19 protein-coding genes are annotated in these 20,313 nt (G+C 63.8%); 7 read left to right on the top strand and 12 right to left on the bottom strand.

Annotation, left to right across the window (positions count from 1 at the left end; genetic code table 11):
* Positions 1 to 123 precede the first annotated feature (123 nt).
* Together UP10_RS16690 and gmk are read left to right on the top strand one after the other, a co-directional pair.
* Positions 124 to 1,011: a YicC/YloC family endoribonuclease gene (locus tag UP10_RS16690; protein WP_044588417.1), complete on the top strand. Its 888-nt coding sequence runs from the start codon at positions 124 to 126 to the stop codon at positions 1,009 to 1,011.
* A 3-nt stretch (positions 1,012 to 1,014) separates the two neighbouring features.
* Positions 1,015 to 1,668: a guanylate kinase gene (gmk, locus tag UP10_RS16685; protein ID WP_044588416.1), complete on the top strand. Its 654-nt coding sequence runs from the start codon at positions 1,015 to 1,017 to the stop codon at positions 1,666 to 1,668.
* A 5-nt stretch (positions 1,669 to 1,673) separates the two neighbouring features.
* Here the strand turns inward: gmk and UP10_RS16680 are convergent, their stop codons facing one another.
* The 9 genes from UP10_RS16680 to lptF form a co-directional block, all read right to left on the bottom strand.
* Positions 1,674 to 2,681, bottom strand: coding sequence for a hypothetical protein (locus UP10_RS16680; protein WP_050043703.1), 1,008 nt, complete (start codon positions 2,679 to 2,681; stop codon positions 1,674 to 1,676).
* A gap of 176 nt (positions 2,682 to 2,857) precedes the next feature.
* Complete coding sequence (locus UP10_RS16675) at positions 2,858 to 4,069, bottom strand: ABC transporter substrate-binding protein (RefSeq protein ID WP_044588415.1); 1,212 nt, start codon at positions 4,067 to 4,069, stop codon at positions 2,858 to 2,860.
* Positions 4,070 to 4,131: 62 nt separating this feature from the next.
* On the bottom strand, positions 4,132 to 5,190 hold the full coding sequence (locus UP10_RS16670) for an alcohol dehydrogenase (RefSeq protein ID WP_044588414.1): 1,059 nt from the start codon (positions 5,188 to 5,190) through the stop codon (positions 4,132 to 4,134).
* 19 nt (positions 5,191 to 5,209) lie between these two features.
* Entirely contained in the window at positions 5,210 to 6,064 is an 855-nt protein-coding gene (gene rsmA, locus UP10_RS16665) for a 16S rRNA (adenine(1518)-N(6)/adenine(1519)-N(6))-dimethyltransferase RsmA (protein ID WP_044588413.1), read from the bottom strand.
* An 11-nt stretch (positions 6,065 to 6,075) separates the two neighbouring features.
* Entirely contained in the window at positions 6,076 to 7,077 is a 1,002-nt protein-coding gene (pdxA, locus tag UP10_RS16660; protein WP_044588412.1) for a 4-hydroxythreonine-4-phosphate dehydrogenase PdxA, read from the bottom strand.
* Between the two features lie 17 nt (positions 7,078 to 7,094).
* A complete protein-coding gene (locus UP10_RS16655) occupies positions 7,095 to 8,042 on the bottom strand; it encodes a peptidylprolyl isomerase family protein (RefSeq protein ID WP_044588411.1) in 948 nt (315 codons plus the stop codon).
* Between the two features lie 70 nt (positions 8,043 to 8,112).
* Positions 8,113 to 10,599 (bottom strand): LPS-assembly protein LptD, encoded by a 2,487-nt coding sequence (locus UP10_RS16650; protein ID WP_502692198.1) that lies wholly within the window; start codon positions 10,597 to 10,599, stop codon positions 8,113 to 8,115.
* On the bottom strand, positions 10,599 to 11,696 hold the full coding sequence (gene lptG, locus UP10_RS16645; protein WP_044588410.1) for an LPS export ABC transporter permease LptG: 1,098 nt from the start codon (positions 11,694 to 11,696) through the stop codon (positions 10,599 to 10,601). The genes UP10_RS16650 and lptG overlap by 1 nt, the downstream gene beginning before the upstream one ends.
* A complete protein-coding gene (gene lptF / locus UP10_RS16640) occupies positions 11,693 to 12,859 on the bottom strand; it encodes an LPS export ABC transporter permease LptF (protein WP_044536440.1) in 1,167 nt (388 codons plus the stop codon). The genes lptG and lptF overlap by 4 nt, the downstream gene beginning before the upstream one ends.
* Positions 12,860 to 13,207: 348 nt before the next feature.
* On the opposite strand from lptF, the gene UP10_RS16635 reads away from it, so the two are divergent.
* The 3 genes from UP10_RS16635 to UP10_RS16625 all read left to right on the top strand — a co-directional run bounded on the left by UP10_RS16635 (position 13,208) and on the right by UP10_RS16625 (position 15,865).
* Positions 13,208 to 14,710 (top strand): leucyl aminopeptidase, encoded by a 1,503-nt coding sequence (locus tag UP10_RS16635; protein ID WP_044588409.1) that lies wholly within the window; start codon positions 13,208 to 13,210, stop codon positions 14,708 to 14,710.
* Between the two features lie 15 nt (positions 14,711 to 14,725).
* Positions 14,726 to 15,178: a DNA polymerase III subunit chi gene (locus UP10_RS16630; RefSeq protein WP_044536438.1), complete on the top strand. Its 453-nt coding sequence runs from the start codon at positions 14,726 to 14,728 to the stop codon at positions 15,176 to 15,178.
* Between the two features lie 102 nt (positions 15,179 to 15,280).
* Entirely contained in the window at positions 15,281 to 15,865 is a 585-nt protein-coding gene (locus UP10_RS16625; protein WP_082077153.1) for a hypothetical protein, read from the top strand.
* A gap of 46 nt (positions 15,866 to 15,911) precedes the next feature.
* On the opposite strand, the gene UP10_RS16620 is transcribed toward UP10_RS16625, so the two are convergent.
* From UP10_RS16620 to UP10_RS43095, 3 genes are all read right to left on the bottom strand, one after another.
* Entirely contained in the window at positions 15,912 to 17,774 is a 1,863-nt protein-coding gene (locus UP10_RS16620; protein ID WP_044588408.1) for an ABC-F family ATP-binding cassette domain-containing protein, read from the bottom strand.
* 134 nt (positions 17,775 to 17,908) lie between these two features.
* Positions 17,909 to 18,085, bottom strand: coding sequence for a hypothetical protein (locus tag UP10_RS45280; protein ID WP_197086834.1), 177 nt, complete (start codon positions 18,083 to 18,085; stop codon positions 17,909 to 17,911).
* Positions 18,086 to 18,314: 229 nt separating this feature from the next.
* Positions 18,315 to 18,584: a sulfur globule protein precursor gene (locus UP10_RS43095; protein ID WP_082069940.1), complete on the bottom strand. Its 270-nt coding sequence runs from the start codon at positions 18,582 to 18,584 to the stop codon at positions 18,315 to 18,317.
* Positions 18,585 to 18,930: 346 nt separating this feature from the next.
* Here UP10_RS43095 and ndk point away from each other — a divergent pair, with 346 nt between their 5' ends.
* Both ndk and UP10_RS16605 read left to right on the top strand, forming a co-directional pair.
* A complete protein-coding gene (gene ndk / locus UP10_RS16610; protein ID WP_044588406.1) occupies positions 18,931 to 19,353 on the top strand; it encodes a nucleoside-diphosphate kinase in 423 nt (140 codons plus the stop codon).
* 113 nt (positions 19,354 to 19,466) lie between these two features.
* Positions 19,467 to 20,306 carry a TerC family protein gene (locus UP10_RS16605; protein WP_044588405.1) on the top strand — a complete coding sequence of 280 codons (840 nt, stop codon included), beginning with the start codon at positions 19,467 to 19,469 and terminating at the stop codon, positions 20,304 to 20,306.
* Positions 20,307 to 20,313 lie beyond the last annotated feature (7 nt).

Raw genomic sequence — 20,313 nt, 5'->3', positions numbered from 1 at the left:
TGATTTCCCATGAGTGGAACGTAATTCCACTTTCACGGAATTCGTTTTAAGGTCGCTGGGGCGTCGAGCGAGTCCCGAAGGCTCCAGGCGAGCCTCATATCCTTCTGTTGGAGAGTTAACGCGATGGCGCTATCGAGCATGACAGGCTTTGCCCGAAGCCATGGCGCGAGCGGCCCCTATACGTTCGAGTGGGAGCTGAAGTCGGTCAACGCCAAAGGCTTTGACCTGCGGCTGCGGCTGCCGCCGGGGTGGGACGAACTGGAGGCCTTGGCCAAGAAGCGCGCCGGCGAGGTGCTGTCGCGGGGCACGGTCTACGCCAATCTCAGCGTCAAGCGCGCCGGCGCGGCGCAAACGATCCGCATCAACGAGGACGTGCTGGCCGCCGTGGTTGACGTCGCCGGCCTGCTTGCGCAACGGATCGACGCGGTGGCGCCGAGCATCGATGGCCTGCTCGGCATCAAGGGCGTCATCGAAATGGTCGAACCCGAAAGCAGCGAGGAAGAGGACAAGGCGGCCCGCGACGCGGCCGCGACGGCCTTCGAAACGGCGCTCGGCGATCTCGTCGAGATGCGCAACCGCGAGGGCACAGCCCTCGGCCAAATCCTGATCCAGCGGATGGACGAGATCGAACGGCTCGCCAAGCGCGCCGAGGCCGCCCCCGGCCGCAAGCCCGAAGCGATCAAGGCGCGGCTTGCCGAACAGATCGCAGCCCTGCTGGAAACCTCAGATCGCTTCGATGCCGACCGGCTCAGCCAGGAGGCGATCCTGATCGCCACCAAGGCCGATATCCGCGAGGAGCTCGACCGCATCGCCTCGCATATCGCCCAGGCGCGCGACATGATCGGCAAGGGCGGCCCGGTTGGGCGGCGGCTCGACTTCCTCTCGCAGGAGTTCAATCGCGAGGTCAACACCTGCTGCTCGAAATCGAACGATATCGAGCTGACCAATACCGGCCTCGAGATGAAGAACGTGGTCGAGCAATTCCGCGAGCAGGTCCAGAATCTGGAGTGAGCGATGACGGCGCAGGGTTTTGACGGCGTTGAGCGGCGCGGACTGATGTTCGTTCTGTCGTCGCCCTCGGGCGCCGGCAAGACGACGCTGTCGCGCATGCTGATCGACCGCATGCCGGGGCTGAAGATGTCGGTGTCGGCGACCACGCGGCCAAAGCGGCCCGGCGAGGTCGACGGCCGCGACTATTTCTTCGTCGACAAGGCGAAGTTCGAGACGATGGCCAAGCAGGGCGACCTGCTGGAATGGGCTACCGTGTTCGACAATCGCTACGGCACGCCGCGGCTGCCGGTCGAGGCTGCGCTGTCAGCCGGCCAGGACGTGCTGTTCGATATCGACTGGCAGGGCACCCAGCAACTGCGCGAGAAGGCCCGCGCCGACGTGGTCAGCGTCTTCATCCTGCCGCCGTCCGCTTCCGATCTCGAAAAGCGGCTGCACACCCGCGCGCAGGATTCCGAGGAGGTCATCCGCGGGCGGATGAACCGCGCGACCCATGAGCTGAGCCACTGGGCAGAATATGACTACATCGTCGTCAACCATGATGTCGACGACGCCTTTGCCGAAGTGCAGTCGATCCTGCAGGCCGAGCGGCTGAAGCGCGAGCGGCGCACCGGCCTTACCGAATTCGTGCGCGGCCTGCAGCGCCAGCTCGAGAAATAGCCGCCTCAGTTCGTCGCGGTGCGTGCGAGCCGCTTTAGCATCTCCGCGATCTGCCGATCGCTGTCCTCGGACTGCTCGGGATCACGCACCGGTTCGCGACGCCGGATTGGCGGTTCGGCACGGCGCGGTGGCACATCGGACAGCCGAATCGGACGCTCCCGGCGCGGAGGGATCGGCGGTGCGCGCTCGCTGCTGAGCGAATCCCACGGCGCACGCCACTCGTCGCGGATCTCGTAGGGCGGTGAGCGTCTGCGCGTCTGCCGGAACACGAGCGCGCTGACCAGGCCCGCCAGCGCCAGCGCACCCACCATGACGATCAGCAGCATCTGCGTGGACGAGGAGGACGGCTTCTCTGCGGGAGCTTCCACCGCGACGGGCGCAGCCGGCGCGGCTGTGGCCGCTTGGGGCCTCGCATCGGCTTGCGTGGCGGCAGGCGGCGGAGCGTTGGCCGCGAGCCTTGTGCCGTTCGACCCGCTCATGCTCGACGCATCGAACCAGCGCGCCGTCACCGGCGACGATGGCGCGGTCGCCTCAGGGGGCGTGGCGGCCGCGCTGGCATCGGGGGCGGGATTGCTTGCGTAGCTGACGTCGGTGGTTGCTGCCGGCGCGACGGTTGCGGACGGAGCGACGACTTCAGCATGTGCGTCGGCGACCGATTTGCGCATCGCTGGCTGCGGTTGCACCTGTGGTGGGATGGCGTCCGCTGCCGCTGCGTCGGGCGCAGTCTGTTGCTGCGCGGTTGCGGCTTTGGCGGCCTTGTTCCTGGCTTCACCGAGATACCAGCACTGCTTCTTGGTCGTGCGATCGAGGTGGTAGAACCAGTGGCTTCCTGTCGGCGCGGTTCCCTTCGGGCTGGACAGGCAACTGTCCGCCGGCTTGATATCGGCCGTCTTGGCATCGGGCGTCTTGATATCCACCGTCTTGGCGGCGTTCTCCGCAACAGCAGTAAAATTGGCGCCGGCTAGGAGGCTCGCGACGAGCGCCGCGGCAAATTTTGCTGAACCATTTGACATACGCGTCCCCGGTAATTTCTTTACACAAGCGCTGGCGATCCCAATCTCGGTAAAGAGTTGGGTCGCAATGCGCCGCAAATCCGGAACGGGTAGGGCTTAATTGGGGCTCAAGGCTCGCCGCAATTGTGGCGCACCAGCGGCCAAAATGTCCCCGAGCTCCTTCGCTCGAAAACGCTCTAATTGCTCTCGATCACGTCGCTGAACAGCACGTAGCGCTCGCCGTTGAAGCGGACCAGCCGCATTTGCTTGATCGGCCGCAGGTCGGTCGGAGAGGTCCGCAGCCCAATACCCGGCAGCAGCAGCGGCAGCTCCATGTCGAGATGGGAGGCCTGCTTCATGACGTTCTCGCGCGTCAGGTCGTTACCGCACTGCTTGAGGATCTGCACCACCGCGTAGCCGATATTGTAGCCGTAGGGCGCATAGTAGTCGCTCTTGTCCACGCGCGGATTGTACTTGTCCATCCAGATGTTCCAGGCCTTCATGGCCGGATCGTCGTTCCACTGCGGATCTGCGGGGTCTTTCTGGTACGCCGCCGAGATCACGCCCTTGGCCGCCTCAAACCCAGCCGGACGGATCGCGCCCGCGATCGAGGAGCCGACGCTGGAGAGGAACTCCTGTGGATGCCAGTCGATGTCATAGGCCTTGCGGATCGCCTGCGCGGCGAATTTCGGCACCGAGGCGATGAACAGCACATTGGCGCCGGAGGCTTTCAGCGACACGATCTGCGAATCCACCGTGGGATCGCTGGTGTTGTAGACCTGCTGCGACACGATCATCGTCGCAGCCTTGTCGCCGAGCCCGCGCTTGAGTCCCATCACATAGTCGCGGCCGAGATCGTCGTTCTGCGCGAGGATGCCGATCTTCGCGTCTGGCTGCGTCGACAGGATGTACCTGGCGTAGATCTCGCCTTCGGACGCGTAATGCGGCGTCCAGCTCATCGTCCACGGGTAGTGCTCGGGATCGTTGAAGATGGTGGCGCCCGATCCAACGAAGAGATGCGGCACCTGTTTCTGGTTGATGTATTTGAGCACCGCCATGTTGGTCGATGTGCCGACCGGGTTGACGAGGAACAGCACCTCGTCGCTCTCGATCAGGCGGCGGATCTGCTCGACCGTTTTGGGCGGGCTGTAGGCGTCGTCAAGGCTGATGAAGTTGATCTTGCGGCCGTTGACGCCACCCTGGTCGTTGATCATCGCGAAATAGGCGGTGATCGAGATGGCGCCCGCTGCATAGGCCGACGCCGGGCCGCTATACGGCGTTGTGGTCCCGATCTTGATGTCCGTGTCGGTGACGCCGGGCCCGTAATGCGTTTGCGCGACAGCCGGCGTCGCGGCAAGGGCGAGCGCGAACGCGGCCCATGTCGTGATCGTCGAACGCTTCCTCCTCATGCACGTCCTCCCCAGTTGTTTGGGTGAGGCCGGCGGGACGTTTGCTAAAGCGCGATTGTGCTTTAGTTCTTCAACACAATACGTCCCACGACTTTACCGGCCCGCAACTCATCGATCCATGTCTGGACATCGGCCATCAGCTCTTCCTTCATCGGCGTCGGCTTGATCTTGCCGGCACGGGCGAGCGCCATCAACTCCTGGCCCTCGGCCAGCGTTCCCACCATGAAGCCCTCGATGGTCATGCGCTTGTAGACCCATTGCACCATCGGCAGGCTGAAATTGCCGCCCATCAGGCCGGACACCACGATCTTGCCGCCACGCGCCACCGTCGACACGGCGAACGCCATCGACTTTTCGTTGCCCGCGAAGTCGACGACGCCGTCAAAGCCGCCGTCGCTCTCCTTCAGCATGCGCTTGACCACGTCCGGCTCCGCCGGATCGTAGGCGAGCGCGGCGCCGTTCTTCAGCGCGGTCTCGCGCGCGGCGGGGCTCAGATCGGCCACCGCGATGTTCTGCTTGAACATCGCCTGCGCGAACGACAGGCCCATCATGCCGACGCCGCCGAGCCCAATCAGCAGGAGATTGCGTTGGCGCGGACGATCCACCAGCCGCTTCAACGCGCCGTAGGCGGTGACGCCTGAGCACATCAACGTCGCGGCCTGGTTGATCGGCAACGGATCGTAGTCGAGCAGGTATTTTGCGTCGGGCACCAGCACGTGGGTCGCAAAGCCGCCGTCGATGGAGACACCGAGGAAGCGCTGCTTGGCGCAAAGATTCTCGTCGCCGTTGAGACAGTCGCGGCACTGACCGCAGCCGATCCAGGGAAATACGGCCTTCTTGGTTCCGATCAGATCCTTCGACACGTCGGGACCGACGTCGTCGACGACGCCGGCGATCTCATGGCCGAGCGTGAAGGGCAGGGCCATGCCGCGGGTGGTGTCGAGTTTCTTGCCGCCGCCGAGATCGGCGTAACCGTCCTGGATGTGGAGATCAGAATGACAGAGACCGCAGCGCTCGATGCGGATCAGGACTTCGCGTCCCTGCGGCTTCGGCGTGTCGATGATGGTTTCGCACAATGGTGCATCGAACTTGACGAGGGATTGGCGAACCATGCGCGCCATTACGTTTTCTCCTGATGGTCTATTTTATGGACCGTATATCGGCCAATTCCCGTGCCATGGCAACAAAGCCTGCAACTGGAACGGTTTCAGCGCGCCGCGTGGCGTCGACATGGGCGGCGGCCGCGAGCCGCTCGGGATCGACGGACAGCGATTTCAGGCTCTGGCGCAGCATCTTGCGGCGCTGCCCGAAGGCGGCGGCCGCCACCTGCTCGAGCATGCGACGGTTGCACGGCTCGGGCGCTGCGCGCGGTATCAATCGTACCACCGAGGACGTGACCTTCGGCTGCGGCACGAATGCCGCCGGCGAAATGTCGAACAGGATCTTGGTCTCGGCGCGCCAGTTGGCGAGCACCGCAAGCCGGCCATAGGCCTCGTCGTCCTCATGGGCGACGATGCGCTCGGCGACCTCGCGCTGAAACATCAGCACCATCGTGTCGTACCAGGGTGGCCAGGGTTCGATCGACAGCCAGTCGACCAGCAGGTGGGTCGCGATGTTGTAGGGCAGGTTGGCGACGATCTTGGCCTTGCCGCCATCAAGGTAGGGAAGCGGATCAAAGCGCTGCGCGTCGCCATGCACGATCTCGATGCGGCCGGGATAGCGCTTGACGACATAGTCGAGCGCGGCAGCCGCGCGTTCATCGCGCTCAATTGCGATGACGCGTTTGGCGCCGAGCGCGAGCAGCGCGCGGGTCAATCCGCCGGGGCCGGGCCCGACCTCGATCACCGTGGAGTCCTCGAGCGGGCCGGCGGCGCGCGCGATCCGTGCGGTGAGATTGAGATCGAGCAGAAAATTCTGGCCGAGCGACTTGCGCGCCGACAGTGAATGATCGCGAATGATGTCGCGCAGCGGCGGCAGGTCGTCGATCGCGCTCATCTAAAGCATGATCATGATTGCGCCGCGGCCATCCGCGCGGCGAGCCGCAGTGCGGCGATCAGGCTCGAGGGATTGGCGTTGCCGGTGCCGGCGATGTCGAACGCAGTGCCGTGATCGGGCGAGGTTCGAATGAACGGCAGTCCCAGCGTGACATTGACCGCGTCCTCGAATGCGACGGTCTTGATCGGGATCAGCGCCTGGTCGTGATACATGCAGATCGCGCAGTCATAGGTCTTGCGCGCGGCTTCGTGGAACATGGTGTCGGCCGGCAGCGGGCCTCTGGCGGCAATCCCTTCACTGCGCAGGATATCGACTGCCGGTGCGACGATCTCGACGTCTTCCAATCCAAGCGTGCCGTCTTCGCCGGCATGCGGGTTGAGGCCCGATATGGCAAGGCGCGGCGCCGCGAGGCCGAACCGCGCTTTCATGTCCGAGACCACGATGCGCGCCGTCGACAAGATCAGGTCGGTCGACAGTTGCGCCAGCGCCTCGCGGACCGAAAGGTGTATCGTCACCGGGACGACGGCGAGCTTCGGCGACCACAACATCATGACCGGTTGCGGCACGCGTGCGCCGTTGGCGGCGAGTTCGGCCAGGAATTCGGTATGGCCGGGATGGCGGAAGCCGGCGCGATAGAGCACGCTCTTGGCGATCGGATTGGTGACGACGGCGCTGGCCTTGCCCGACCTGACATCGGCGACCGCCTGACGGATCGAGGCCATCGCTGCAATGGCACTCGTCTCGTCGGGGACACCCGGTCGCGCAGTTGCCGGCTGGCCGGTCGCAACGACCGGCAGGGCGCGTGCAAATGTTGTGGTCGCTTCCTCGGCGCTGACGTCGGCAAATTCGACGGTGATCCCGAGCGTTCTGGCACGTTCGGCAAGGGATGTGCGATCGCCGAGCAAATAGAACGGCGGGAGATCGAGTTCGCGGCGCCGCAGCCATGCGGCGAGAGTGATGTCGGGTCCGATGCCCGCGGGCTCGCCGGATGTCAGCGCGAGGGGTTTTGCCATGCGTCAATGATAGTCGATTATTTTGCGCCCGGATATTCGATCATCGCGGCCCTGCGGATTTCCTGCAGGTAGGACTTCGCCTTCGCCTCGTACTTCTCCGCGAACATCTTGTCTCTGATCTCGCGCTTCTTCGGCGTGTCCACGGTGGTTTCCTTCCTCCCGCAGAGTGCGACCATTTCGATTCCCTGCTTGGTGACCTCGGGAGTGGTCAGATGACCGATCGGGGTCTTGTCCAGCATGTCGCGGAGCGGTGGGGGCAGGTCGGCCGAGGTCTTCACGACGATTTCGCGGATCGCCGCGTTGCGCATCGACTTGAAGTAGGAGTTGGCTTCTTCACAGCTCGTGACGCGTTCGCGCAGGGTGTCCGCTTCCTTGCGCCGTGTTTCAAAGTCGGATTGCGGCGCGCCGCGCGGCACGATCAGGACGATTGGCTGCATCCGATATTCGAAGGCGTTGGTTTCGGTCGTCTCGCCGGTCTGCTGCGCCGCGGCAGCAACGTCCTTTTCGCCAACCTGCAGGCTCTCCTTGAAGCGCCCGCGCACCAGGGCGGTCCAGACCATGTCGGCCTTGATACGTTGCTTCAAAGTGTCCGGCCGGATGCCCTTGCCTTCCAGCACCTTGGTGAGCTGATCGCCGCTGAGCCGCATCCGCTGCGCCATCCCGCCATAGGACTGCTCGATGTCGCTGGCCCCGGGATCGACACCGTATTTCTTGGCTTCCTTGATCTTCACCTTCTCGTCGATCAGGTCGTTGAGAATGGCTTGTCGATCCGGGTTCTTGGCGCCCGTCAGGGTGTTCAGCTTGATGCGCTGCTCGATGTCGAGATTCGTGATGGGCTCGCCATTGACCATGACGGCAATGCTTTGGGCGTGCAGTCGTGCGCCACCGCCCAACAGGAGAGTCAGGGCGAGCAGAGATCTCAGGAGGAGCGAATAGCGGCGAGTTGGCAGGCTAGCGATCGTCATTGTCATATCAGCCGTTTAAACCCATTCAAGCTGGAGCCGCGACGCGCGGCGCTCCAAGGCTGGTTCCACGTTACTGGATGCCGGCCGAGCTGCTCGTGGTCGAGGATTGCGCGATGGTCCGCAGGCCGATCTGGAACATGAAGGCGTGGCTGAGGACGGGTGGCGTGGTGCCCGCCTGGTATGTATAGGACGTGACATAGTTGGCGGCCAGCACGAAACAATCGTCTACGTAACCTGCGCCAACGACATACTGGTTGATCTTGTTCGCTTCAAGGTCCCAGCGCGCCGCACCCTGGAGCACCCAGTTCGTCGCCACCTTGACCGATCCACTGGCAAGAATGCCTTCGCGGCGCGTCAGATATCCAAGTTCCGGCTGCGGCGCGTAGTTGCCGTACATCAGGCTGACCGACCAGCGGTCGAAGTTGGCGGTCCCCTGGGCCTCGAACCGGTTGATGTTCCACGTCGCCTCGTCCATGCGCGAGCGCACGCTGAACGTATAGGTCCTGTTGGGCGAATAGGCGACGCTTGCGACATAGTCCGATCGCGCATTCTGCAAACCGGAGTCGACGCCGGTGTTGGTGACGTCGGTGACCGCGAACGAGTTCGCCCCGAACATCTGGTAGGATTGTCCGAACATCGTCTTGACGCTGCCGCCGCGATCGAACTGGGTGGTGGCCTGCACGCCGACATTGGCGCGGCTGCCGCCCTCGACACGGTCGTAGCCGGAGAACTTGTCAATCGAGAACAGGTTGCTGGTATCGAACACCAGGCTTTGCGCGTCCTCGTTCGGAAGCTTGCCGGCGTTAGGCTCGTTGGGCCGGATGATGACCTGCGCGATCGGCTCGATGGTGGTCGTACCCCACGGCTGTACGTTGATGAAGGGGTAGCGATATTCGAAGCCGACGGTCGGCATCAGGCGAACCGTCTGGGTGTCGCCGACCGGGAGGAAGTTGGACACGCCCGGCTGGTTCGAGATGTCGGCGTTGATCGCGTCGCCGCGAACGCTGACGAACGGTGTCCAGATCTCGCCGAACGGGTCGGTGTACGACTTACGCCACTGCGCCTCGGCCGTCAGGCGGGTGTAGGTGCCCGGCATGCCGCGCAACAGGCACTGCGACGGCAGCCGCGCCATCGGATCGGCGGACGCGGACGTGCACAGGCTGTTGGTGTTGGCGACCGTCGTGATCGGATCGAACACCGCGGTGTCGCGGGTCAGGCTGGTGAAGTTCATCTTGTAGCTGAACTCGCCACCCAGGATCGGGCTGTTGATCACGTTGTTGTAGTCGATGACCGGAGCGATGACCGGAACCTGGCTCTGGTTGCCGGAGAAGCTGAGGTAATAGATCGCACGGGCGTCGAAGAAGCTGCGGTTGCCGACGCCGGTCAGATAGAGCTGCGAGATCGCTTCCGTCGGCAGCGTTATGAACGATCCGAATGGATCCTTGTACGCGGCCAGCCGGTAGTCGGACATGAAGTAGTAATCGGAAAGCGCGACACCGTCCCAGCCCCAGACCCACTTGTCGTTCAGCGCGAACTGACCCTTGGTCTCGACGCCGCCGCGGAACTGGCGATCGCCGGGCTGGCCGGCGAAGGCGCCGGGGTCGGTCTGGTCGATGCCGTAGAGGCGGACCTGATAGGAGCCGTTCGACAGGCGCTGGCGGAATTCACCCTGGAGCAGCACGCCCTGCTTTGAGGTGATGCGCGGATTGAATGTTGCGTCGAAGTCGGGCGCGAGCGCGAAGTAATAGGGGATTTCGACGCCGTAGCCGTAGGCCGAGTACGAGGTGACAGCCGGCATCAGGAAGCCGCTCTTGCGCTTCACGGTCGGGTCGGGCGTTGAGAAGTAGGGCAGATAGGCCATCGGAACGCCGAAGAACTCGATCTGGGCGTTCTCGAAATAGAGCATCTTCTCGGCTTGGTCATGGATGATGCGCGCGCCCTTGACCTGCCAGAGCGGGGGCTTCTTCGGATCGTCCTTACACGGCGCGCACGCGGTATAAACGCCGTTGTCGAACACTGTGTAATTGCCGCTGGAGCGATCGGCGCGAGTCGCCGCCATGCGCGTCGCGTCTTCGGTGTCGACGCGCAGCGAATCGACGAAACCATCGCGGTAGTCGTCGCTCAGATCCATGATGTTGGCGTAGGTGATCTTGCCTTCCGCATCGGTCATGCGGATGTTGCCCTCGGCATGAAGGCGCTTGGTCTTCTGGTCGTAGATGACCTTGTCGGCCTCGACGCTGGTGCCGTTGTAGAACATCTGAACGTTGCCGACCGCCGAGATGCGCTGATTGTTGTAGTCGTAATCGACCTCGGTGGCCTGAACGAGCATCTGCCCGTCATTCTTGGCCGGTGGGTGCGACGGCTTCGGCGGACGCGGATTGTAGGTGAAGCTCTGCGCGGCAGCAGGCGTCGGCGCGGCAACACCGAGTGTACCAACGACTATGAACGCAACGAGGAGCGAGGCGCCGAGCGCGGCCACGCGGCTGCGATGACGGCGCAGCACACTGCGCCACCCGAACACAGGCGACCTCAACTGGCGGGCGGCGACGTCGGCCACTACCCGTCCTCCTGATACAGCAAGGCCAAGAATCCGGTGAGGCCGCCCACAACGACAGGCAACCACGCCGCAGCGATGGGGTGCATCAACTCAGCCTTGCTCAAATCTTCAGTTACTTTCGAGAGGACGTAGAGCAGAAAGCCTGCACCCACGCCACTCAAAACCATCTTCTGCACGCCGCCCATCCGGAAGAAGCGGAGGCTCACAGAAGCCGCCAACATCACCATCGCAGCCAGCAAAAACGGCTGCGCGATGAGCTTGTGATACTGCAAACGATAGCCGGCGGTCGCGAACCCTGAACTCTCCGACGAACGGATGTAGTTCGGTAGTTGCCAAAAGGACACAGTTTCGGGGGTCGAAAAACTGTTGCGAACCTGAGCCGGGGTGAGGGTGGTGGTCAGGTAGAAAGTGTCCTGGTCAACCGGGGGCTTGTCGAGGGTGTATCGGCGTACTCCCGTGAACATCCAGCGCCCGTCTTCGAGGGTCGCCTCACGCGCCTCGATTCGCTCCTTGAACTGCAGCGCCGTGTCGAATCGGAAGATGGTCAGGCCGGTCAGCCGCACGCCCTGCTGCTCGCTGCGGGCTGCGTTGATGATCGCCTGACCTTCGTCGTTGATCTGGTTCAGCCAAAAGCCCGACGCGTCCTGGACGCCGCCGCCCGGCGCCGAGCCGAACAACTCGGCTTCCATCCGTTTGGAGAGCTCGCGCAGATTCGCGGAAATCGGATTGTAGGTGGTGGTCGCTACGACGCCGAGCGCGATCGCACTGACGAGGGCGGGCGAGATGAATTGCCAGGCCGAGACGCCGGCGGCGCGCGCCACGACGAGCTCCAGCTTGCGCGACAAACCAAGATAGCAGGTCATGGCGCCGATCAGCACGCAAAACGGCATCAGCTTCTCGAGCAGCTGCGGCACACGGAACAGCGAGGTCTCCGCGATGGTGATCGCAGAGGCGTCGACGAGTCCCGACGTTTTGCGCACCATCTCGATGTAGTCGACCAGCACCAGCAGCACGAAAATGCCCGCGAACACACCTACCGCCGAGACCACGAAGCGGCCGGCGAAGTAGCGCCCGAGCGTATTTGTGACCATGCTCATGCGGTCACCGGCCGTCGGAAGAAGCGCGCAATGCGCTCGTTATTCCTGTTGATCTGCTCCATCAGCGCGGCCGGCGGCTCGACGACCACGCCACCGACAATCATCCAGATACCGATGCCAATGCCGCTGAACAGCATCAGATACTGGATCAGCGCGGCCAATGGCGACTTCACGGTGATGACCGAGCAGGCGAAGCCGACCATGCGCAGGCCGAAAACCGCGAATACCGAGCCGCCGATCGAGAAATTGCGGCTCTGGCGGGTCGTCCGGGGTGCGCCCAGGAACGCGAAGGTGAGGGCTGCGAACGCGAATGGATAGATCGGCGCCATGAAGCGATCATGCAGCTCGGCGCGGAACTGACCGGACAATTGCTGATAGATCGGATCGTCTTCGCTGGGCCACAGCAATTCCCACATATAGCGCTCACGGATGCCGAGTGTGACGTCGCGGCCCTGAGAGAATTTCGACATGTCGAAGGCGTAGCGCTGGAACACCACCAGCGCAGGATCGCGCTTGCCGACCTCGAATCGCTCGAGATTGCCGTCCTCGAGCACGAGATACGAGCCGTTCTCGTTCTTTAGCACGGTGCCGTGGTCGGCAACGATCGTGACACGCTCCTGCGGATCGCGGCGATCGTCGACGAAGATGCCGCCGAGCACGCCGCCCGGAAGGCGCTCGCGGATCCGAATCGTGAGATTCTGATCGAGCTGGGCGAAGCGGCCGGGCTGCAGGATGTTGGTCAGCACGTCGGCGGTGATCTCGGCGTCCCACTGCTTGATTCGCCGCATGCCGTCGGGCGCGAGGTAGGCGCCGATGAAGGCGACCATCGCCGCCACCACGCAGGTGGCGAAGAGGAACGGCCGGAACAGCCGGAACGGCGAGAACCCCGCCGCGTTCATCACGATGATTTCGGAATCGGTCGCGAGCTTGTTCAGCGTATGCGAGATCGCGATCATCAGCGCGATCGGCGCGATGATCAGGACCAGTGCCGGAATCACGAGGCTGGTGATCCCCAGGAAGGTGAGAATGGTCTGACCCTGGCTCGTCATCAGGTCGATGCCGCGCAACGCCTGCGTAATCCAGATCACACCGGTGAGGCTGACCAGAACAAGCGCAAACGACGCCAGCGTCGTTTTGAAGATGTACTTGTCGATCGACCCCATTACACCCGCACGACCCCCTCGCGCCCCCAAACGCACGGATTTCGACCAACCCCGACAAACGGGTTCCCCTATGGTCGAGCCGCAGATCAGTCCGGCTTCACTTTCACACTACCATCCCTTTGATCCGTCAACAAAATGGCCGAGCCAAGGCATCCTTTACGTATGGTTAATTATTCCCCCTTGTGGCCTTCCCGCCACGCTGGCGCTTGGCAGCGGCGCGGCAGGCGGGCCATAGTGCGGCCGAGCCCGGTCCGGATCGCTTTCGGACCGCCATTCGCAACGCGCATCCCGAGTGCCGCCGGACCGTCCGAGGTCCGGGCAACACCCTGAATTCTGGAGGATTTGCCCATGTCCGACGCCGTCAAGGTCGGCTTTGTCCCACTGTCCGCGCCCGTTCGCGGCATTCTGGTCGTGTTTTGCGACGAGCAATTGAAGCTGGGGACGGCGACGCGGAAGGCACTGGGGACCGCCTCCGAGACGATCAAGCGGGCCGCAGCTGCCAACCAGTTCAAGGGCAAAAGCGGCGCCGCGCTGGACATTCTGGCGCCGGACGGAATCAAGGCCGACCGTCTGATCGTGATCGGCGCCGGCAAGCCGTCCGATCTCAAGGAGAAGGATTTTCTCAAATTCGGCGGCGTGACATCCGGCAAGCTCAACGCCGGCAGCCATGCCATGACCATCATCGCCGAATTGCCCGATGCGACGATGACAGCGGACCAGGCGGCCGCGATCGCGACCGGTGTCCGGCTGCGCGCCTACAAGTTCGACCGTTATAAGACCAGGAAAAAGGACGGCGAGAACGGCGCTGTACGGGCCGATGTCTCGGTCGCCGTGGCTGATGCCGCGGCTTCGAAAAAGGCGTTTGCGCCCGATGCGCATATCGTCGATGGCGTCAATCTGGCGCGTGAACTCGTCAACGAGCCGCCGAACGTGCTCTACCCCGAGGAGTTCGCACGTCGCGCCACCCAGCTCCGCAAGCTCGGCGTCAATGTCGAGGTGCTCGACGTCAAGGCGATGACCAAGCTCGGCATGGGCGCGCTGCTCGGCGTCGCGCAAGGATCGGTCCGACCCGGCCGCACCGTGATCATGCGCTGGAACGGCGGCAAGAAGGGCGAGGCGCCGGTCGCATTCGTCGGCAAGGGCGTCTGCTTCGACACCGGCGGCATCTCCATCAAGTCGGCGGGCGGCATGGAGGATATGAAGGGTGACATGGGTGGCGCGGCCTGCGTGGTCGGGCTGATGCATGCGCTCGCAGCGCGCAAGGCGCGCGTCAACGTCGTCGGCGCCATCGGCCTCGTCGAGAACATGCCCGACGGCAACGCGCAACGTCCCGGCGACATCGTCACCTCGATGTCCGGCCAGACCATCGAGATCATCAACACCGACGCCGAAGGACGCTTGGTGCTCGCCGACGTGCTTTGGTACGTCGCCAAGAAGTTCAAGCCGAAATTCATGGTCGATCTCGCAACCCTGACCGGTGCGATCATGGTCGCACTCGGCACCGATCACGCCGGGCTGTTCTCCAACAATGACGAGCTCTCCGAGCGCCTCGCCAAGGTGGGACTGGAGACCGGTGAGAAAGTCTGGCGCATGCCGCTCGGTCCCGAATACGACAAGCAGATCGACTCGCAATTCGCCGACATGAAGAACACCGGCACGCGCAACGGCGGCTCGATTACTGCGGCTCAGTTCCTGCAGCGCTTCGTTGACGGCACGCCATGGGCCCATCTCGACATCGCGGGCACCGCGATGGGGGCGCCGAAAACCGAGATCAACCAGAGCTGGGGTTCCGGTTATGGCGTCCGCCTGCTCGAACGCCTCGTCTCGGAGTATTATGAATCGAAGAAGTGAGGCGGCTGACCCCGCATGACCGAGGTTCTGTTCTACCATCTGCAGAACATGACGCTGGAAAGCGTGCTGCCGCCGCTGCTCGAGAAGTCGCTCGAGCGCGGCTGGCGCGTGGTCGTGCAATCGACATCGCAGGAGCGCGCCGAGACGCTCGATGCGCATTTATGGACCTACAGCGACGATTCGTTCCTGCCGCACGCGATCTGGCGCGTCGGCGACGCGCAGGACCAGCCGATCATCCTGTCGATCGAGGAGGGGAATCCGAACCGGGCCAATGTCCGGTTCCTGATTGAAAATGCGGCGTTGCCGGCCGATTGCGACAGCTATGAGCGGGTGGTTCTCGTGTTCAACGGCGACGATCCGGATGCGGTCGCTGCGGCGCGGGAGAACTGGGCCGCTTGCAAAGCGCGGGGCTTCGAGGTCACCTACTGGCAAGCCGACGAGCGGGGGCGATGGCAGCGGCGCCAATAGCGATATCAGGCAATTAATGATAATTCGAGGTTTCTTGCGGCGGGCCACGGTCATGCCGCAAAGTGATGTTCGGACAACCCCTTACGCATAAGGGTAGGAGCCTTGTCGATCGTGCGGGACGGAACATTCAGTCGAAAGTCGCTGCTGGCGCTGCTCGTGCTTGCGCCCGGCCTGGCCGGCTGCTCGAGCGCGTCCGACATTTTCTCGCGCGATGCGGATTGGTTCTCGCGTCCGAGCCGGGTGTTCATTCGCAACATCTCGATCGAATCCCCGCCGCTGACACCCGATAAGCCGGTGACCAACGACGACCTCGTCAGTGCCGACGGGGGCTGTCCGGGCATGGCACCACCCCCCGGTGCCACCGATGCGAACGCACTTGCAGACGGCGCCGCGGGTGCGCCAGCGCCCCAGCCGATGGGCGGGACCGTCGCGCTCGGTCATACCGAGTGCGACGTCGTACGCGGCATCGGTGCACCTGACAGCGTGAACATGTCCAGCGGCCCACGTGGCGACCGCGTCGCGGTCGTGACCTGGTCGCGCGGGCCGCGCGCCGGCATCTACACCTTCACCGGCGGCCGGCTGACGTCGGTCGAGCGTGGGCCGGATGCCGCGCCGGAGCCGAAGGTCGCAAAGCCGAAGAAGAAAAAGCCGGCAGCGACCAAGCCTCCGGCAACCTCAAACGGTTGAGGCGAGAACAGGGCGACGTCTCGATTCGCCGCTTACTCGCCGCTTGCTAATTCGTTGCCTCATCATATTCGGCGCTGGCCTCCAGCCACTTTTGCTCGGCGCGCTGCAACGCGCTTTCGGCGCCGGCGCGTGCCTTGGTGAGTTGCGCCGCCTGCTTGGGATCGCGCGTGAAGATATCGGGCAACGCAAGCGCGGTGTCGATCTTGGTGATGATGCCGTTGATGCGCTCGATCTCGGCCTCGGCCTGCGTGATCCGCTGTTTGGGCGAAACGCGCCTTTCGCTCCTGCCGCGCTCGGGCCTTGCAGCCTCCTTGATGCGTTCGCGGGAGGCCGGCCGGCTGCCACTGGCCGACAGGACCATCTTCCGGTAGTCGTCGAGATCGCCGTCATACGCCGTCACGGCCTGGTTGGCGACGATCCAAAGCTGATCGGCGCAGGCCTCGATCAGGTAGCGGTCATGTGAGACCATGATGATGGCGCCGGGAAAATCATTGATGGCCTCCGCCAGCGCGGCGCGGCTGTCGATGTCGAGATGGTTGGTCGGTTCGTCCAGGATGATCATGTTCGGGCCGAAGAAGGTCGCAAGCCCGAGCAGCAGCCGTGCCTTCTCGCCGCCTGAGAGGCTCTGCACCTTGGTGTCTCCGGCTTTTCCGGAAAAGCCGATCGCACCGACCCGGCCGCGGACCTTGCTCTCGGGCGCTTCCGGCATCAGCTTGCGGATATGGTCATAAGGCGAGCCATCGAGATTGAGCTCATCGACCTGATGCTGGGCGAAATAGCCGACCGACAATTTGTCGGCGCGCGTGACCCTGCCCGAGAATGGCGCCAGCTTGCCCGCCAGCAGCTTGACCAGCGTCGACTTGCCGTTGCCGTTGGCACCGAGCAGCGCGATGCGATCGTCGGAATCGATGCGCAGCGTCACGCGATTGAGCACGGGCTTGCTTGCCTCGTAGCCGACCGAGACGTCATCGACCGCGATGATCGGGGGTGACAGCAGTTTCTCGGGCGTCGGGAACGAAATCTCGCGGACGTCCTGCGTCACGAGAGCCGTGACCGGCTTCATCCGCTCCAGCATCTTCACGCGTGACTGGGCCTGCCGCGCCTTTGAGGCCTTGGCCTTGAACCGGTCGACAAAGGCCTGCAGCCGCTTGCGCTCATCGGCCTGCCGCTTGGCATGCTTGGCATCGAGCATGTCGCGTGATGCGCGCTGCTCCTCGAACGAGGAATAGGTGCCCTTGTAGAGCGTCAGTTTGCCGCGATCGAGGTGCAGGATCTGATCGACCGAGGTATCCAGCAGGTCGCGGTCATGGCTGATGACGATCACCGTGCGCGGATAGTTGGCGAGGTGATTCTCCAGCCACAGCGTGCCTTCGAGATCGAGATAGTTGGTGGGCTCGTCCAGCAACAGCAGATCGGGCGCCGAGAACAGCGTCGCGGCGAGCGCGACGCGCATGCGCCAGCCGCCGGAAAATTCGGCGCAGGGACGCGCCTGGTCGGTCGTCGAGAACCCGAGGCCTGACAGGATCGCAGCGGCGCGGGCCGGAGCCGAATGGGCGTCGATGTCGATCAGCCGAGTTTGGATTTCGGCGATCCGGTGCGGATCCTGCGCGCTCTCGGCCTCGCGCAACAAAGCGTCGCGCTCGAGATCGGCCCTCAGCACGACCTTGATCAGGCTCTCGGGACCATCAGGCGCTTCCTGTGCGAGGCTGCCGATCCGCCAGCGCGGCGGGATCGCGATGCTGCCGTTTTCGGTCGGGAGGTCGCCACGGATGGCATGAAACAGCGTCGACTTGCCGACCCCATTGCGGCCGACAAATCCGACGCGCGCGCCGGGTACGATCTGCACGGAACTGTGATCGATCAGCAGCCTTCCGGCGATCCGGACCGAGATGTCGGTGATGGTGAGCATGCAGCGTTGTCACCGGACCCGCCGCCAAACGCAACCCGTCTAAGTGTAAAATCTGCTCCGAAAGCCTGTCCCGGCGCGCCTCGGGAAATGCATCTTGGGGCCGATATCGGCCCCAAGGGATCTAACAGCGGAATCTAACGGCGATCCTGCTCGCGTCGGCGCATTTCGTCCACGAGCTGCTGTAGACGTGGTGAAAGCGAAGTCTCCGCGCGCATGTTTTGTTGCAGCCGTTCACCAACGGCGTCGCAGATTTGGCGACTCGTCTTGTGATCGATCTGGTCGAAATCGCTGTTGGCCTGGGTGATCGTCATGGCATTTCTCTCGGGCAGGTTTTTGAGCATTTCTTGTGGCGAGTTCCGCCTCGCGGCATTTAGTCAATCTGTGACATATCAAGTCGCGAGCCCGAGTTTGGTTTCCGGTTGCGGAGCTATCATGCATCGCCCTGAAGCAGCGGTCGCCGCGTGTGGCGACAGGTTCCAGCGCAAAAAAAAGCCCCGGCGCGATGGCCGGGGCTGTTGAAGTCAGGGGAGGGTCGTCAAATCAGTAGCAGCGGTTGATCAGCCGCCAGCGGGGGCCCCAGGGGGTCGGGACCACGCGCCGCACGTAGCAGCCGCCAGAGCCATATCCGTAGCCGCCGTAATAGGCGGGACCTCCGGCGAAGAAGCGCGGGCCGCCCCAACCGCCGTGCCAGCCGCCATGCCATCCACCACCACCATGCCAGCCACCCCAGGCAGAGGCGGAGGTCGGGGCAAGCGCGGCTGCACCCAGTGAAATGGCGGCAATCGCAGCAAGCGAGAGTTTGCGTAACATGATCGTCTCCTCGAGGTTTGGGCGCGCATCGAGGCGCCCGCGGTGACATCGTTTCCCGAGACGTCCTGTGCGGCTTGCGGAAGGGGCAGCAAGGCGTCCGATCGATGCAGAGCCTAAGCCGCTGCAGCTGAACGCCAGCGGCACGGCGCTGACAGAATGGGTTCACCTTCGTGAAATCGTCGTAATTTGGCCGGGGCGGGAGCCCTGCCGCAGCCGCTGCCACGCCGGATTCGTCACGAGAACGCGTCAAAACTAATGGCTAACGCGTCACAGGGTCGCTTGCCGTTACTCCATCGCGCCGATATAAGCCCCGGCAACTCCCAACCACCCTTTGCAAGGACGAATCATGGCGATTGAACGCACCTTTTCGATCATCAAGCCCGATGCCACCGAGCGCAACCTGACCGGTGCGGTCAACGCTGTTATCGAGAAGGCCGGACTGCGGATCGTGGCACAGAAGCGCATCCGCATGACCCGCGAACAGGCCGAGACCTTCTATGCGGTCCACAAAGCGCGCCCGTTCTTTGGCGAACTGGTCGACTTCATGATCTCGGGCCCGGTCGTGGTCCAGGTGCTCGAAGGCGAGGGCGCCGTCCTTAAGTATCGCGACGCGATGGGTGCGACCGATCCGTCGAAGGCGGCCGAGGGCACGATCCGCAAGCTCTATGCAAAATCGATCGGCGAGAACTCGGCGCACGGTTCGGACGCGGCAGAGACTGCGGCGATCGAGATCGCGCAGTTCTTCTCCGGCAACGAAATCGTCGGCTAACGTACGATCCGGAAGGCGGCACTGGTCTTCCGAAGAGACCGTGCCCAGATAGACCAGGGGAGCGGCGCGCGATCGCCGCCAGGGGGCGGCCGCTAGGCCGAATAGGATTCGCTGTGGACTGGCTGTGGCAGATCTTCGATCCAGCGCACCTCGGCGCGTTCTTTAGCCAGTTCAAGGACGAGATGGCGACGCCGACCTTCTGGGTCGCCGTCGGCAAGATCATCTGGATCAATGTCCTGCTGTCGGGCGACAACGCGCTCGTGATCGCGCTTGCCTGCCGCGGTCTGGCGCCGCGCCAGCGCCTGTGGGGCATGACTTTCGGCGCAGCCGCAGCAGTGCTGCTGCGCGTCATCTTCACCGGCATCGTCGCCAGCCTGATGGAGCTGCCTTATCTGAAGCTCGTCGGCGGACTGGCGCTGATCGTGATCGCCGCCAAGCTGCTGGTGCCGGAGCAGGAGGACGAAGACAGCGTCGATGCGGCCTCGCATTTGTGGGCGGCGGTGCAGATCGTCGTCGTCGCCGACGTCGTGATGAGCCTCGACAACGTGATCGCGGTGGCGGCCGCCGCCAATGGCAGCGTGCCGCTCCTGGTGCTGGGGCTTGCGATCAGCGTTCCCCTGATCGTCGCCGGCGCCGCGCTGATCATGGCGCTGCTCAACAAATTGCCGCTTCTGGTCTGGGCCGGTGCCGCGCTGCTCGGTTGGATCGCGGGCGACGTCATCGCGACCGATCCGGCCGTGCATCCGAAGCTCGACGCGCTGTTCGCTGGCCCGCTCGGTGCCAAGCTCGATTCCTGGTTGGCGTCGGTAGGCATGAGCCCGCAATTCGGCCATGGCGGCAGCGGCGGCGAAATGCTGTTCGGCGTGCTCGGCGTGATCGTGGTGCTGATCGCAGGGTCGATCTGGCGCCGCCACGCGCTGCGGAAGGCCAAGCACGCCGCGAAGCCGGCGTGACCGCAAC

The sequence above is a fragment of the Bradyrhizobium sp. LTSPM299 genome (assembly GCF_000938235.1).
Classification (GTDB): Bacteria; Pseudomonadota; Alphaproteobacteria; order Rhizobiales; family Xanthobacteraceae; genus Bradyrhizobium.
The sequence above is the reverse complement of the archived record's forward strand: the minus strand, read 5'-3'. Positions and strand labels throughout refer to the sequence as shown.

Bases quoted from the DNA above. Each gene is read 5' to 3' on its own strand.
- pdxA (WP_044588412.1), bottom strand. From the start codon at position 7,077: ATGGCAAAACCCCTCGCGCTGACATCCGGCGAGCCCGCGGGCATCGGA.
- gmk (WP_044588416.1), top strand. From the start codon at position 1,015: ATGACGGCGCAGGGTTTTGACGGCGTTGAGCGGCGCGGACTGATGTTC.
- UP10_RS16680 (WP_050043703.1), bottom strand. From the start codon at position 2,681: ATGTCAAATGGTTCAGCAAAATTTGCCGCGGCGCTCGTCGCGAGCCTC.
- UP10_RS16630 (WP_044536438.1), top strand. From the start codon at position 14,726: ATGACCGAGGTTCTGTTCTACCATCTGCAGAACATGACGCTGGAAAGC.
- UP10_RS45280 (WP_197086834.1), bottom strand. From the start codon at position 18,085: ATGACGATCACCCAGGCCAACAGCGATTTCGACCAGATCGATCACAAG.
- UP10_RS16690 (WP_044588417.1), top strand. From the start codon at position 124: ATGGCGCTATCGAGCATGACAGGCTTTGCCCGAAGCCATGGCGCGAGC.
- UP10_RS43095 (WP_082069940.1), bottom strand. From the start codon at position 18,584: ATGTTACGCAAACTCTCGCTTGCTGCGATTGCCGCCATTTCACTGGGT.
- UP10_RS16655 (WP_044588411.1), bottom strand. From the start codon at position 8,042: ATGACGATCGCTAGCCTGCCAACTCGCCGCTATTCGCTCCTCCTGAGA.
- UP10_RS16670 (WP_044588414.1), bottom strand. From the start codon at position 5,190: ATGGCGCGCATGGTTCGCCAATCCCTCGTCAAGTTCGATGCACCATTG.
- UP10_RS16635 (WP_044588409.1), top strand. From the start codon at position 13,208: ATGTCCGACGCCGTCAAGGTCGGCTTTGTCCCACTGTCCGCGCCCGTT.
- UP10_RS16620 (WP_044588408.1), bottom strand. From the start codon at position 17,774: ATGCTCACCATCACCGACATCTCGGTCCGGATCGCCGGAAGGCTGCTG.
- lptF (WP_044536440.1), bottom strand. From the start codon at position 12,859: ATGGGGTCGATCGACAAGTACATCTTCAAAACGACGCTGGCGTCGTTT.
- UP10_RS16675 (WP_044588415.1), bottom strand. From the start codon at position 4,069: ATGAGGAGGAAGCGTTCGACGATCACGACATGGGCCGCGTTCGCGCTC.
- lptG (WP_044588410.1), bottom strand. From the start codon at position 11,696: ATGAGCATGGTCACAAATACGCTCGGGCGCTACTTCGCCGGCCGCTTC.
- ndk (WP_044588406.1), top strand. From the start codon at position 18,931: ATGGCGATTGAACGCACCTTTTCGATCATCAAGCCCGATGCCACCGAG.
- rsmA (WP_044588413.1), bottom strand. From the start codon at position 6,064: ATGAGCGCGATCGACGACCTGCCGCCGCTGCGCGACATCATTCGCGAT.